This window comes from Marmoricola sp. OAE513, assembly GCF_040546585.1.
Lineage (GTDB): Bacteria > Actinomycetota > Actinomycetes > Propionibacteriales > Nocardioidaceae > Marmoricola.
In genome coordinates this window covers 2,352,471-2,364,451 of record NZ_JBEPOC010000001.1, presented here as the reverse complement: position 1 = coordinate 2,364,451, position 11,981 = coordinate 2,352,471, and the positions used below count along the sequence as shown (strand labels likewise).

Sequence of the window (11,981 nt, the reverse complement as noted above, 5' to 3'; positions counted from 1 at the left end):
GATCAACGACGCACGCGGGCAACCCGGCGGCGCAGACGTGTGCGTTCGGACCGACTGAGTCCGTCCTCGCGCACGGCCAGCATCTCCAGGTCGACACCGAGCTGGTCGGCGACGACCCGTCGGTTCTGCGACCAGGCCAACGCCGCCGCGAAGTCCTCGAGGGGGATCAACCGGTCAGCAGCCAGCCGGTCCGCCTGTGCTTCCTCGCGCCGCTCGAAGTGGCCGTTCAGAGTCCGCGCGTGGCCGAGGTCGAGGTGCGCGACCGCGTGCGCCAACGAGCTGCGGCGGGCATGAGCACTCTGCTCGCGCTCGATCAGGATGATCCTGCGCGTCCAGCAGAGAACCTCGGGGACGAGACCGCCGAGGTCGACCGTCGCGACGACCCAGCCCGGGTAGCGCTCGGCGACGTCGGCGGCAGGGTCGTAGGTCAGCGTTCCCGGAGGGTGAGCTCGATCTGCCATTCGATGATGCCCCGAACCTTGTCCTTGATCTCGTGCCACTGCTCGTCGGTCAACCCTGCCGGTCGCCGGAAGCGCAGGGCGTCGTCGTGCTGCTCGCCATCCTCGTGGCGACCACCGACAGCGGTGACCAGCTCGGGAGCCGGTCCACCCATCGCGATCGACCGCAGGGTGCCGGGCGCCCACCCGAGCGCCTTCTCGATCCGTCCCTGCGTGCCGATCTTCGGCCACCGCTTGCCGTTGAGGAAGTCGCCGATGGTCCCGGGATCAGCGTTCGCCTGCGCCACCAGCTGGGTGTTGTTCCACTCGTGCTGGGCCATCCACGCCGCGACAGCCTGGGCTGCGCGCTGCTGGTTCTTGGTCTGAGCCATGGATCCTCGGTGCTGGGAGCCGGGAGAACGGACTACCGGGGTTGATCTCGGAGTACTGAGGCAACCCCAGAGGCCTCGACCTTGTACACCTGGGATGTAGTGGCGGAATATTTCGGCACAACAAGGCACACTTACCCCGAACGCCACGGATCTTTCGGGTGTTATCGCGCCAGATCCGGGCAATCTGGTCTCGATCGCCTCGATCTTCTGGGGCTTTCTGGGAACAAGATTTCCTGCAGTAGAACCTGTTCCACTTCCCGGTCGCGCGGACTACCGTGAGCCGCATGACCCAGACCGCCACCGACACCTTCACGGTGACCAACCCCGCCACCGGGGAGTCCGTCGGCACGTTCCCCGTGCACACCGCCGAGGACATCGCGGAGCGCCTCGCCAGCGCGCGCGAGGCCCAGGTGTGGTGGGAGGGCCTCGGGTTCGCCGGGCGCAAGAAGCGGATCAACCGCTGGATCGCCGCGATCGCCCAGCGATCGGACGAGATCTGCGACCTCGGATTCGCCGAGACGGGTCGGCCGCGCGGAGACGTCCAGTTCGAGCTGATCGCCGGTCTCGAGGACCTCCGTTGGGCCGCTGCTCACGCGAAGCGGGTGCTGAGGCCCCGCAAGGTCTCCCCCGGGATGGCCCTCTTCAACTTCGGCGCCGAGGTGTCCTACCCGCCGCTCGGGGTCGCCGGCGTCATTGCCCCCTGGAACGTACCGATCTACACGGTGCTCTGCGGCCTGGCGTACGCGCTCGCCGCCGGCAACGCCGCGATTGTGAAGCCCAGCGAGTACGCGCCGGCCAGCTCGGTGCTGGTCATGGACGCGTTCTACGACGCCAACCCCGACGCACCTCGAGGCCTGATCACCTGGGTGACCGGTTTCGCCGAGACCGGCTCCGCCCTGTGCAAGGCCGGCCTCGACAAGATCGCCTTCACCGGATCGGTCCCGACCGGCCGCAAGGTGATGGCGGCGTGCGCGGACAACCTCACCCCGGTGCTGCTCGAGCTCGGCGGCAAGGACGTGACGATCGTGGCCGAGGACGCGAACGTCGAGAACGCAGCCCAAGCCGTCGTGTGGGGCGGCTTCTTCAACGGAGGTCAGGCCTGCGTCGGCATCGAGCGCGTCTACGTCACCAGGGCGGTGCGTGAGCCGTTCCTCGCCCGGGTCAAGGAGATCGCCGAGCAGGTGACCGCCGGGCTCGGCGAGAACGACTCGTACGGTCCGATGATCGTGCCGGCCCAGATCGACGTCGTACGCCGCCACGTCACCGAGGCGATCGCCGCGGGTGCGACCGCCCTGGTCGGAGGGGTCGAGTCGATCCGCGCTCCCTTCGTCGACCCGGTGGTGCTGGTCGACGTACCGGAGGACAACGTCGCGGTGCAGGAGGAGACCTTCGGTCCCGTGATCGTGATCAACACGGTCGCTGACGTCGAGGAAGCGATCAGCAAGGCGAACGCGACGCCGTTCGGTCTCGGCTCCTCGGTGTTCTCGGCCAAGCGGGGCAGGGAGATCGCCCGTCGGATCAAGGCGGGCGGGACCACCATCAACTCGGCGCTGACTTTCGTCGGGATGCCGTCGGTGCCCTTCGGGGGGATCGGCGACTCCGGCTTCGGCCGCTTCCACGGCGACGACGGTCTTCGCGAGTTCGCCGCCCCCAAGGCGACGACGAACAAGAAGTTCCAGCTCGGTCCCGACATGCAGAGCTACCCCCGTCGATCCGAGGACTTCGACCAGGTCCGCAAGATGGTCAAGCTCCGCTACGCCAAGCGCCGCGGGGTCTAGCGACCGACCGCCTTCTCCAGCTCGGCCTTGTTCATCCTCGACCGTCCCTTCACGTTCTTCTTGCGGGCCTCGGCATAGAGCTGGTCCCGCGTGCGACCACCGGCGCCGCGGTGCGAGCGAAGCCCTCCCCGTCGGGACGACGAGATGTCCTCGGTCGAGGTTCGGCTCGCCTCCTTTGCCTCGCCGTGCCTCGCGCGCTCCTTGTTCACCGTGCGGGCCGCGATCTCCTCGGCCACGTCCTCCGGCTTCCCCCTGTCGGTCAGACCGTCCTTGATGTGCTCGTACTGCCGCTCCCGCTTCTTGCTCCACTGTCCCTGGGGCATCTCAACTCCTCCTGTCACTCGGGCACGGGGTAGTTCGCGTCCCGCAGCAGCCGCGCGAGGTGCGCCGCGTTCGCCGCCAGCGTGCGGGTGGTGCCGGCCGTCTTCTCCGGGGCCTCGTCCAGGTCCTGGTAGTCGACCGATCCCATCGCCTCGCCGACCCAGTAGGTCACCGCCTGGGCGGGCACGGTGAACCCCACGTCGACCAGCGCCTGGGCGACCTCGGCCGTGACGTGGTGCGCGCCGTCCTCGTTGCCGACGACCGCGATGCCGGCGACCTTGCCGAACATCGAGGGGCGACCGGCGTCGTCGGTCTCGCTCAACTCCGCATCGAGACGTTCGAGTGCCACCTTGGCGACCGAGGCGGGCTGGCCCATCCAGATCGGGGTGGAGACCAGCACGATGTCGGCGGCCAGCACCTTCTCCCGGATCGCCGGCCAACCGTCGCCGTCGCCCTCGTCGGTGGTGACCCCGAACGCCACGTCGTGGTCGACCACTCGCACGAGCTCGCCGACACAGTCGTGGCGCGCGAGCTCGTCCAACACCTGCTGGGCGAGCAGCGAGGAGCTGGATTTCTCGTCGCCCTTCTTGAGCGTGCAGACCAGGGCCAGGGCTCTCAACGTCGTCATGGGGGCCCCGTGCCCGATCCGGAGCAGCTCATGTCAGGATGGGCCCAGCAACTCACGGATCCAGGTCATGAAGCGGCCGCAAGGTTCCCACGCACGGGGGGCGTCGATGCTCACGCTGTGCTCAGCACCAGAGCAGCTTTCACCAGGTTCGCAGCGGGACGAACGCGTCGTTCTCGTCGATACTGACCTTGTCGTCCACCCAGGCGGCGCCGAGCGCGAGCTGCAGGCGACGCTCACTCCACGTACGGAACTGCGGGAGCTCTCGCAGAGCGCCAGCCGTCGCCGGCCCTCCGGCGACCAGAGCAGAGATCACCTCGCTCTCGTCCGTGGGTCCAATCCGGGCGTTGCGCAGGTCGCGAATGTCCGTCATACCGTTGCCTTACCCCCTGAGCCTGCCCTTACTCGTCACCAGGAGCTCGACCGTGCCCACTAACCGCGATGCAGAAGAGTTCGCCGAGATGGCTCTCCGTCTCCACGACGAACCCGGCGTCGAGGAGACGGTCGACCTCGTCCTGGAGTACGCGCTGAAGGCGGTCGGCTGCGACTACGCCGGTGTCATCTTCGTGCACTCCAAGACGCGCGTGGAGACGATCGCCGCGACCGACCCGTTGATCGAGCGGCTGGACGAGATCCAGATGGAGGCCGGCGACGGACCGGACCTCGCCGCTCTCGAGGACCGGATCAGCATCATCGTCGACGACACCGCCACCGAGACCCGCTGGCCCGGTTGGGCAGCCATGGTCGCCTCCGCGGGCGTCCGCAGCCTCTTGAACGTCCGCCTCTACACGGCGGGGACGACCATCGGCACGCTGAACCTGTACGGCACCCGGCCGCACCAGTTCAGCACCGACGACCAGCAGGTGGCGCACATCCTGGCGCGGCACGCCGCGGTCGCGATCGGGGCGGCCCGCACCGAGGAGAACTTGTGGCAGGCCGTCGACGCGCGCAAGCGGATCGGCCAGGCCCAGGGGATCCTGATGGAGCGGTACGACCTCACGCCCGACAAGGCCTTCGCCGTCCTCCTGCGCTACTCGCAGGACAAGAACATCAAGCTGCGGGCAGTCGCCGACCAGCTCGTCGAGCACGGCTCGCTGCCCGACTGAACCGACTGTCGGGCACCGAGCAGTCCCGCGGCCCGAGCCGGAGGCAGATCCGGCTCGGACCGCGGGACTCTCAGCACATCTCCCTGGCCCCGGCCAGCCGGTGGAGCACCGAACCCACCAGAAGACGGAGGCGGAACCAGGTCAGCACCGGCCCGGGGACCGGGTTCAACTCGCCACCGGCAAGGTCGGCATCGCGTCGGTGAGCTCACCGAGCTCGCTGCGCAGGGTGCTGAGGATCCGGGACTGGATCCGGGAGACCTGCATCTGGCTGACGCCGATCTCCTCGCCTACCTCGCTCTGGGTCAAGCCGTGGACGAAGCGGAGCTCCAGCACGCGTTGGTCGCGCGGCTTCAGCTTGGCCACGAGCGGCCGCAGCATCGCGCGCGCCTCGCTGCGCTCCATGTCCGGGTCGTCCGCACCGAGGAAGGCGCCGAGCGTGGCCTCGGAGCCCTCGGCGTCAGCCCTCACTGCTGCGTCCAGCGACGCCGGGGAGTAGCAGTCGTTGACCTCGAGGGCCTCGAGCGCCGTCTCCTCGTCCACGCCGGTCTCGGCGCAGAGCTCGGAGATCGTGGGTTCCCGGCCGAGCTCCTGGACCAGCTGCGGTCGAGCCTTCGCGATCGCCTGGTGCGCCTCCTGGACGCGACGGGGCGGGCGGACGGTCCAGCCGGTGTCACGGAAGTGCTTGCGCAGTGCGCCGAGGATGCTGGGCACGGCGTAGGCGAGGAAGTCTCGCCCGAACTCGGACCGGAACTTCGGCACGATGCGGACCAGAGCAAGACGGGCGACCTGGTTCAGGTCCTCGGAGTCCAGGCCTCGTCGGCCGTAGCGAGACGCCAGAGCGTCCGCCACTCCGAGGTTCAGGATCACGATCTCGTGGTGGAGCCGCTCGAGTTCGAGCGGGTCCGTGCACCTGTCGACCTGCTCGAACAGCTCGCGGGTCTTGGTGGACCGGTCACGGTGGTCGACGTCGACGTCCGTGACGGGAAGAGAGGAATCGGTTGCCGTAGGCATGGGATTGCTCCTGGGAGGTGTCTGACGCTGAGTGAGCCAGTGATTTGACTCGGCGTCAGGCAACGCACAGGAGGTCTACCCCAGCAGGTGGGGCTCTGAAACCTTCCCGGGTCAGCGAATTGTGACCGAGAGGATCGCGGCCACCACCAAGCAAAGGCAGCCGAGCACGAGCGGAGCGCGGTCGAAGGCCGACTTCCGTGCCGGCGGGTGGATCACGTGGATAGCCATGGTCGTCAGGTACCCGGATCAGGCTCGCCCATGCGCACCGGGAGTGATCCTCCGGGCCGCGGCGAGACCGAGGTCGAGCAAGAGCGTCACCAGCGGGGGCGAGGAGACGGTGCCCTCGTGCCACGTCAGAGGTGCCGAGAACTGGGTCATGGGCGTTCCTTTCGTAGGGCGCCTCAGTTCCCCCGTCGCCCCAACTCATGCACCTGGTCGCCACCGGCTGCCAGGACGACCACGCCGCTGTCCCAGTCGACGCACTGAACGGCCGACCAGTCGACCAGACGGATGTGCCGGTGCAGCCAGGCGACCGCCCGGGCCACCAGCCACGGACCGTTGAAGTCGCCCCGGTCGTAGCCGAGGAGGGAGCCGGGGCGCCCGGGGCCGACCACCAGCTGGTCGACGACGAACCGGTCCCCGTCGGGGCTGAGCCGTACGTCGAGCACCTTGCCACCGACGGCGTCGGAGGCGACCTGCATCCCGACCAGCTCACCCATGCGGCGAAGCTCGTCACCACCCTTGCCGCGGGGCTGCCGGTCCAGCAGGCCGGCGCGCCCGACCGACAGCTCGACGGCGGACCCGAGGTGGCGGACCACGGTGAGCGGCAACGACAGCGGGACGTCGCGGTCGGCGTACTGGATGCCCAGACTCACCCAGCGCGCGCGCAGCCAGTGACCAGATCGGCTCGAGAGCCGGGGCACCAGCGCTGCGGGACCGACGAGGATGCGGGTCACGGCCGGGGCGCCGCCGTCGGCGTACAGGGTGATCTCGAGGTCGTCCACCTTGCAGACGGCCAGTCCTTCGACGTCGACCACCTGGCGGTCGAGGAGGTGCAGCGCCGCGTCGAGGTGCTCTCCGTGCAGCCTGTTCGTCATCACGACCCCATCCCGGTCACCAGCAGCAGGGGGATCGCCGCCACGGCCGCGACAACCACCAGAACGAGGTAGAACGTGCCCAGGGTGTTGGCCAGCCGCCCGTTGGTCTGCTCCCCCATGTAGTCCTTGTCGTTGGCCACCACCAGGATGGGGAAGTAGGTCAGGGGGAGGGCGACTGCGGACGCCACCACGGACACCTCGGTGACCAGGATCGGGTCGACGCCGGTCATCAGGACGCCGACGGCGAGCAGGACCGCCGCCACCAGCACGACGTGGAAACGGGTCGCCTCACCCGGACGGACGTACTTGCCCCACTGCCAGCCGAGGTACTGCCCGATGCTGTAGCCCGCGGACAGCCCGGTCTCGCACGCGGCCCCGAAGGTGGCTGCCACGAACCCGACGAGCACGACCGCGATGCCGATCTGCCCCAAGGCGATGCCGACCGGCATCCCGACCTGGCTCAACGAGTCGACCTCCACGTCCAGCGGACCGAACACGGTCGCCGCGCAACCGGCGATCGCCAGCGACAGGAGTCCTCCGAGCGGGAACCCGACGAGGACGTTCGCCCGCATGGTGCCGAGATCCTTCTCCGTCCAGCCCTCCTCGACGCCGCCGGAGGAGAAGAAGAACACCTCGTACGGCGTCATCGCTGCACCGAACAGCGCGACCGCGTAGTACGCGTAGGTCGCCCAGCCCTCGTCGCCCGGCTTGTCGGCGGTCGCCAGCTGGTGCAGCAGGTCACCCCACTCCGGCGAGAGCTTCCACAGGGCGACGCCGAACACGACCAGGGCCAGGCCGAGCAGGCCCAGCACGTTCTCCATCAGGGAGAACTTCGCACGCCACAGCACCAGCCAGACCAGCAGGCCGACCAACGGGATCACGAGCAGGTCGTTGACGGCGCTGGCGAGGGTCAGCGCGAGGGCCACGCCCCCGATCTCGGCGATGAACGTCAGCACGGTGACGACCAGCGAGGACAACAGGTTCAGCAGGCCCATCCGTGGGCCGAGTCGTTCGCGGACAAGATCGAAGGTGGCCCGGTTGCTGCACACGGCGACTCGACCTGACATCTCGGCGAACACGCAGATGCCGAGCACACCGACGACCACGACCAGGCCGAGGGAGAGCCCGAAACGTGCACCGACCTGGGCATTGACCACGAGGTCGCCGATGTCGACGAAGCCACCGATCGCGGTGAGGATGCCCAGCGCCAGCGAGAGGAATTTCTTCACGGTGTCGCACCCACGGCGTCCCGCGCGGCGACCGCGTCGTCGTACGCGCGGCGCAAGTCGGTCAGCGCGGCCCGACCGCTCCCGGCGCTCCCGGTCACCGCGGTGCCGGCGGCGTGCAGCAGCGCGACCGCCTCCTGGACCCGTGCGAGGACGTCGCGGTCGCGGTCGGCCAGCGACCTCGGCGGGCGTACGTCGACGAAGGCGGTGAGGTCCTTCTCCAGCGCATCGGTCGCGTCCTGGAGGGCGACGACCGCGTAGCTCTGCGGGAGGTCGCCGGCGTCGCGACCCTCGAGCACCGTCCTCGCGGTGCCGAGCGCGCTGATCGCGCTGCCGAGGACCTGGTCCGCGTCGTCGCGCCACTGCTGCGCGGTCGAGGCCGACCCGACCCGTGGCGCGCACCCGCCCAGGGCGATCACGATCAGCGCCGCCAGGAGCAGCGCCAGAGCTGTGCCAGCCCACCGACGATCGTGCACCCGGATCCGGTACCCGGCCGCCCCGCGAGGAAACGACGCGGGAGTACTGCGCAGACGCGGACGGGGTACTGCCCCTGCATGCATCCAGGCACCCGCGACGACGTGACCTCCGACCCCGCCCGTGACGACGAGATCGGCAGCGACTGGACCACCGAGGGTGGCGCCACCGAGGAGGGACCTGCCACCGACACCGACGACGACTCGTGAGACTGCGCACCGTCTCCTGCCAGCAGCCCGGCTGGCGCAGAGTCCGCCGAGGACGCGGGTTCAGCTACGTCGACGCCGGCGGCAACCCGCTGACCGAGGAGCAGGCCCAGCGTGTCCGCGCCCTGGTGATCCCGCCGGCGTGGACGGACGTGTGGGTCTGCCCCGTGGCCAACGGACACCTGCAGGCCGTCGGCACCGACGACGCCGGACGCCGCCAGTACCTCTACCACCCGCAGTGGCGCGTCCAGCGCGACCTCGAGAAGTTCGAACGGGTGCAGGAGATGGCCAGCCGTCTCCCGTCCATGCGCCGCAAGGTCCGACGCGTGCTGGCGGAACCGCTCGAGGGCACCTCCCCCACCCGGGAGCAGGCGGTCGCCGCAGCAGTCCGCCTCATCGACCTCGGGTACTTCCGTATCGGTGCGGAGTCCTACGCCGCGGAGAACGGCAGCTTCGGACTGAGCACCCTGCAGCGCAACCACGTACGACGCGAGGGCGACGGTTTCGCCTTCGCCTTCGTCGGCAAGTCCGGCATCGAGCACGACGTGCACATCGCGGACCGGCCGATCACCCCGGTGCTCGACCGGCTGATGCGCTCCCGGCACCGCGAGCAGATCCTGCTCGCCTCCAAGGTCGGCGCCCGGTGGCGTCCGCTCGCTCCTGATGAGATCAACGAGACGATCCGGGACCTGCTCGGCATGGACGCGACCGCCAAGGACTTCCGCACCTGGCACGCGACGGTCACCGTCGCGCGCGAGCTGAGCCAGGTCGTCGCGACCACCGCCGCCGCACGGCGCCGGGCCGTCCCCGCGGCGATCGACGTCGCCGCCGGCGTGCTCGGCAACACCCGCAGCGTCGCTCGCAGCTCGTACGTCGATCCGCGCGTGATCGATCTCTACGAGGAGGACGCGCTCGGCGTGGTGCCGCGAGGCCAGGCGGCCGGAGAAGCGGCTGTGCTCACCCTGCTGCAGACCCTCGAGGTGCGCTCACCCGCGGCCTGAGGCTTCGGACCCGCCACTACGGGTACGGGAGACCTCCCCGAGCACAGGAGGAACCATGAGCACCGAGAACAACGGTGGCGAGCCGGAGGCCGAGCAGCATCGCCGCACAGGGGTGGCCACCGTGGTCGCCGCCGTGCTCGTGATCGGGCTGGCCCTGATGATCGTCATGTACTTCATCGCGCAGTAGCCCGCTCGCCCACTGTCGTGGTGCGCACCTGCGGGAGCGCGGTGGGGTGCTCCTGCTGGAGCCACTCGAGCAGCTGCTCGCGGAGGTCGCACTTGAGGTCCCAGGCGGAGGACGCATCGGCTGCCGATGCGGTGACCCGCACGACCATGGTCAGCTCCGTGCTGCCCGTGACCTGCAGGACCCACTCGCGACGGTCCCACAACGGGTTCGCCTCGACCAGCTCGCGGGTCCGGCTGCGCATCTCCTGGATCGGTGCCGACGGGTCGACGTGCAGCTCGACAGCGGCGATCACCCGGGACTCCGAGCGCGTCCAGTTCTCGAACGGCGTCGTGGCGAAGTAGGTGGCCGGGAGCACGAGCCGGCGCTCGTCCCACAGGTGCACGACGACGTAGGTCAACGTCAGCTCCTCGATCCGTCCCCACTGCCCCTCGACCACGACGATGTCGTCGAAGCGCAGGGCGTCGGTGAAGACGAGCTGCAGACCGGCGAAGACGTTGCTCAGCGTGGTCTGGGCGGCGAGCCCGGCCACCACGCCCGCCAGTCCGGCAGAAGCCAGGACCGAGGCTCCGTAGGTCCGCATCGTGTCGAAGGTCATCAGGATGGCGGCGAGCGCGATCACGGCGATGATGACGGCGCTGAGTCGCCGGATCACCCCGAGCTGGGTGCGGACCCGACGCGCGCGCCGGTTGTCCTCGACGTCCACCTTGACCCTGCTCAGCACGGTGTCCTCCACCAGGAAGAGCACCTTCGCCGCCAACCAGGAGACCGAGGCGATCGTCACGATCACCAGGGCGTGGCGCAGCGGTCCCTCTGCCTCGCGAGGGAGCCCTGCGGCGCTCAGTGCAGCGAGCTCGCCGACCGCGACCAGCGTCGCGCGCCAGGCCGATCCGCACTGCTCGTGGATCCGTCGCAGCGCCGGCTGGCCGGAGAGGCGGGCGACGACGTCGAGCACCTTCCCGGTGAACCAGCCCACGAGCAGGGTCCCGACAAGGGTTCCGGCGAGCACGAGGGTCGGACGGGCAGTGACGAGGTCGAGCACGGGCGCCTCCCAGCGGGTCGGTGGTGGTTCCCCGAGCCCCTACCCGACCGCGCCGTGACTTACGCAGGTCGCGCCCGGGCGTGAGTCACCTCACGAGCTCTGCGAGGAGCCGCCCCGACCGGGAACGCTGTCCGCCTTGACCGCGTTGCGCTGGCCCAGCGGACGCGGCTCGCCCGTCGTGGTGTCGACGACGGTCTGCTCCTCCGCCTCGGCGTTGAGCTCGGCGCCGAGCAGGACCACCAACATGGTCATCCAGAGCCACAGCAGGAGCACCACGACACCGGCCATGGCGCCGTAGGTCTTGGCGTAGGACCCGAAGTTGTCGACGTACAGGGAGAAGCCGAGGCTGGCGACCAGCCAGACCAGGGTCGCGCTCACCGCACCGACCGAGACCCAGGAGAACTTCGGGGAACCCCGGTCCGGGGCCACCCGGTACAGGACGGCCAAGCCACCCATCATGGCCACTAGCAGCAGGATCCAGCGAGCGGCCTCCAGCCCCCAGCGCGCCGGGCCCGAGTCGACGAGGTTGTCGAGGACAGCCGGCGCCGCGGCGACCAGGGCGAGGGTGAGGGAGCCGAACACGATCGCGCCGGCCGTCAGTCCCAGGGAGAGCAGCTTCTTCTTCACGAAGCCGCGCTCGTCCTTCTCGTCGTAGGCGATGTTGATGGCGGTGACCAGGTTGCCGACACCGCCGGCCGCGCTCCACAGCGCCAGCGCCAGGGCGACGACCAACCCGATGCCGAGCGACTGCTGCGAGCTCGAGGTCAGCTGGTCGACCTGCTTGGTGATGATGCTCGTGGCATCACTCGGCCATCCCGGCGGTCCAGTCCGCGACCTGGGCGCGGATGTCAGCCGGGTCCCGCACCAGCCCGTAGAGCAGCACGGCCGCGATCAGAGCAGGGAACAGCGCCATGAACGCGTAGAAGGCGACCCCTGCCGCCAGCAGGGTGACCTGGTCCTCCTTGCCCTCCGCCCAGGCACGTTTGGCGACCTGCACCCAGCCGCGCCGGGGGATCTCGGTGGGCGCCTCGGCGTGTGCGCCCGGAAACCTGCGCTCGAGCGTGTCTGGGGTGGCCATGGC

Annotated in this window: 18 protein-coding genes; 5 read left to right on the top strand and 13 right to left on the bottom strand. The window is 69.6% G+C overall.

Going from position 1 to position 11,981, the window contains the following annotated elements:
- Positions 1 to 2 precede the first annotated feature (2 nt).
- Both ABIE44_RS11945 and ABIE44_RS11940 read right to left on the bottom strand, forming a co-directional pair.
- A complete protein-coding gene (locus ABIE44_RS11945) occupies positions 3 to 461 on the bottom strand; it encodes an ImmA/IrrE family metallo-endopeptidase (protein WP_209717587.1) in 459 nt (152 codons plus the stop codon).
- Positions 428 to 829, bottom strand: a complete 402-nt coding sequence (locus ABIE44_RS11940) for a hypothetical protein (RefSeq protein ID WP_209717590.1) — start codon at positions 827 to 829, stop codon at positions 428 to 430. Before ABIE44_RS11940 ends, ABIE44_RS11945 begins: the two co-directional genes overlap by 34 nt.
- Positions 830 to 1,113: 284 nt before the next feature.
- Here ABIE44_RS11940 and ABIE44_RS11935 point away from each other — a divergent pair, with 284 nt between their 5' ends.
- Positions 1,114 to 2,607 carry an aldehyde dehydrogenase family protein gene (locus ABIE44_RS11935; RefSeq protein ID WP_209717593.1) on the top strand — a complete coding sequence of 498 codons (1,494 nt, stop codon included), beginning with the start codon at positions 1,114 to 1,116 and terminating at the stop codon, positions 2,605 to 2,607.
- On the opposite strand, the gene ABIE44_RS11930 is transcribed toward ABIE44_RS11935, so the two are convergent.
- From ABIE44_RS11930 to ABIE44_RS11920, 3 genes are all read right to left on the bottom strand, one after another.
- Positions 2,604 to 2,930 (bottom strand): plasmid stabilization protein, encoded by a 327-nt coding sequence (locus ABIE44_RS11930; RefSeq protein WP_209717596.1) that lies wholly within the window; start codon positions 2,928 to 2,930, stop codon positions 2,604 to 2,606. The two genes, ABIE44_RS11935 and ABIE44_RS11930, sit on opposite strands and share 4 nt — an antisense overlap.
- A gap of 14 nt (positions 2,931 to 2,944) precedes the next feature.
- Positions 2,945 to 3,556, bottom strand: coding sequence for a flavodoxin family protein (locus ABIE44_RS11925; RefSeq protein WP_209717599.1), 612 nt, complete (start codon positions 3,554 to 3,556; stop codon positions 2,945 to 2,947).
- A gap of 139 nt (positions 3,557 to 3,695) precedes the next feature.
- Positions 3,696 to 3,926: a hypothetical protein gene (locus ABIE44_RS11920; protein WP_209717601.1), complete on the bottom strand. Its 231-nt coding sequence runs from the start codon at positions 3,924 to 3,926 to the stop codon at positions 3,696 to 3,698.
- An 88-nt stretch (positions 3,927 to 4,014) separates the two neighbouring features.
- Here ABIE44_RS11920 and ABIE44_RS11915 point away from each other — a divergent pair, with 88 nt between their 5' ends.
- Positions 4,015 to 4,659, top strand: a complete 645-nt coding sequence (locus tag ABIE44_RS11915) for a GAF and ANTAR domain-containing protein (RefSeq protein ID WP_354438031.1) — start codon at positions 4,015 to 4,017, stop codon at positions 4,657 to 4,659.
- Between the two features lie 165 nt (positions 4,660 to 4,824).
- Here the strand turns inward: ABIE44_RS11915 and ABIE44_RS11910 are convergent, their stop codons facing one another.
- The 5 genes from ABIE44_RS11910 to ABIE44_RS11890 all read right to left on the bottom strand — a co-directional run bounded on the left by ABIE44_RS11910 (position 4,825) and on the right by ABIE44_RS11890 (position 8,469).
- Positions 4,825 to 5,670 carry a sigma-70 family RNA polymerase sigma factor gene (locus tag ABIE44_RS11910; protein WP_209717607.1) on the bottom strand — a complete coding sequence of 282 codons (846 nt, stop codon included), beginning with the start codon at positions 5,668 to 5,670 and terminating at the stop codon, positions 4,825 to 4,827.
- Between the two features lie 246 nt (positions 5,671 to 5,916).
- Positions 5,917 to 6,048, bottom strand: a complete 132-nt coding sequence (locus ABIE44_RS11905) for a hypothetical protein (protein WP_354438030.1) — start codon at positions 6,046 to 6,048, stop codon at positions 5,917 to 5,919.
- Positions 6,049 to 6,071: 23 nt separating this feature from the next.
- Entirely contained in the window at positions 6,072 to 6,767 is a 696-nt protein-coding gene (locus ABIE44_RS11900) for a hypothetical protein (RefSeq protein ID WP_209717610.1), read from the bottom strand.
- A complete protein-coding gene (locus ABIE44_RS11895) occupies positions 6,767 to 7,996 on the bottom strand; it encodes an NRAMP family divalent metal transporter (protein ID WP_209717612.1) in 1,230 nt (409 codons plus the stop codon). Before ABIE44_RS11895 ends, ABIE44_RS11900 begins: the two co-directional genes overlap by 1 nt.
- Positions 7,993 to 8,469 carry a hypothetical protein gene (locus tag ABIE44_RS11890; RefSeq protein ID WP_209717615.1) on the bottom strand — a complete coding sequence of 159 codons (477 nt, stop codon included), beginning with the start codon at positions 8,467 to 8,469 and terminating at the stop codon, positions 7,993 to 7,995. The genes ABIE44_RS11895 and ABIE44_RS11890 overlap by 4 nt, the downstream gene beginning before the upstream one ends.
- A gap of 78 nt (positions 8,470 to 8,547) precedes the next feature.
- Between ABIE44_RS11890 and ABIE44_RS11885 the strand changes: the two genes are divergently transcribed.
- The 3 genes from ABIE44_RS11885 to ABIE44_RS11875 are packed head-to-tail and all read left to right on the top strand — an operon-like array spanning position 8,548 to position 9,861.
- Entirely contained in the window at positions 8,548 to 8,676 is a 129-nt protein-coding gene (locus ABIE44_RS11885) for a hypothetical protein (RefSeq protein WP_354438029.1), read from the top strand.
- Positions 8,673 to 9,674, top strand: coding sequence for a DNA topoisomerase IB (locus tag ABIE44_RS11880; protein WP_354438028.1), 1,002 nt, complete (start codon positions 8,673 to 8,675; stop codon positions 9,672 to 9,674). Before ABIE44_RS11885 ends, ABIE44_RS11880 begins: the two co-directional genes overlap by 4 nt.
- Before the next feature lie 55 nt (positions 9,675 to 9,729).
- A complete protein-coding gene (locus ABIE44_RS11875; protein WP_354438027.1) occupies positions 9,730 to 9,861 on the top strand; it encodes a hypothetical protein in 132 nt (43 codons plus the stop codon).
- Here ABIE44_RS11875 and ABIE44_RS11870 read toward each other — a convergent pair.
- From ABIE44_RS11870 to ABIE44_RS11860, 3 genes are all read right to left on the bottom strand, one after another.
- Positions 9,848 to 10,900, bottom strand: a complete 1,053-nt coding sequence (locus ABIE44_RS11870; protein WP_209717618.1) for a mechanosensitive ion channel family protein — start codon at positions 10,898 to 10,900, stop codon at positions 9,848 to 9,850. The two genes, ABIE44_RS11875 and ABIE44_RS11870, sit on opposite strands and share 14 nt — an antisense overlap.
- Positions 10,901 to 10,990: 90 nt before the next feature.
- Positions 10,991 to 11,668, bottom strand: coding sequence for a YihY/virulence factor BrkB family protein (locus ABIE44_RS11865; protein WP_354438385.1), 678 nt, complete (start codon positions 11,666 to 11,668; stop codon positions 10,991 to 10,993).
- Between the two features lie 34 nt (positions 11,669 to 11,702).
- On the bottom strand, positions 11,703 to 11,978 hold the full coding sequence (locus ABIE44_RS11860) for a YhjD/YihY/BrkB family envelope integrity protein (protein ID WP_354438026.1): 276 nt from the start codon (positions 11,976 to 11,978) through the stop codon (positions 11,703 to 11,705).
- Positions 11,979 to 11,981 lie beyond the last annotated feature (3 nt).

Coding starts and splice junctions, on each gene's coding strand:
- ABIE44_RS11945 (WP_209717587.1), bottom strand. CDS start 461: ATGGCAGATCGAGCTCACCCTCCGGGAACGCTGACCTACGACCCTGCC.
- ABIE44_RS11940 (WP_209717590.1), bottom strand. CDS start 829: ATGGCTCAGACCAAGAACCAGCAGCGCGCAGCCCAGGCTGTCGCGGCG.
- ABIE44_RS11925 (WP_209717599.1), bottom strand. CDS start 3,556: ATGACGACGTTGAGAGCCCTGGCCCTGGTCTGCACGCTCAAGAAGGGC.
- ABIE44_RS11900 (WP_209717610.1), bottom strand. CDS start 6,767: ATGACGAACAGGCTGCACGGAGAGCACCTCGACGCGGCGCTGCACCTC.
- ABIE44_RS11860 (WP_354438026.1), bottom strand. CDS start 11,978: ATGGCCACCCCAGACACGCTCGAGCGCAGGTTTCCGGGCGCACACGCC.
- ABIE44_RS11910 (WP_209717607.1), bottom strand. CDS start 5,670: ATGCCTACGGCAACCGATTCCTCTCTTCCCGTCACGGACGTCGACGTC.
- ABIE44_RS11920 (WP_209717601.1), bottom strand. CDS start 3,926: ATGACGGACATTCGCGACCTGCGCAACGCCCGGATTGGACCCACGGAC.
- ABIE44_RS11905 (WP_354438030.1), bottom strand. CDS start 6,048: ATGACCCAGTTCTCGGCACCTCTGACGTGGCACGAGGGCACCGTCTCC.
- ABIE44_RS11875 (WP_354438027.1), top strand. CDS start 9,730: ATGAGCACCGAGAACAACGGTGGCGAGCCGGAGGCCGAGCAGCATCGC.
- ABIE44_RS11930 (WP_209717596.1), bottom strand. CDS start 2,930: ATGCCCCAGGGACAGTGGAGCAAGAAGCGGGAGCGGCAGTACGAGCAC.
- ABIE44_RS11885 (WP_354438029.1), top strand. CDS start 8,548: ATGCATCCAGGCACCCGCGACGACGTGACCTCCGACCCCGCCCGTGAC.
- ABIE44_RS11935 (WP_209717593.1), top strand. CDS start 1,114: ATGACCCAGACCGCCACCGACACCTTCACGGTGACCAACCCCGCCACC.
- ABIE44_RS11915 (WP_354438031.1), top strand. CDS start 4,015: ATGGCTCTCCGTCTCCACGACGAACCCGGCGTCGAGGAGACGGTCGAC.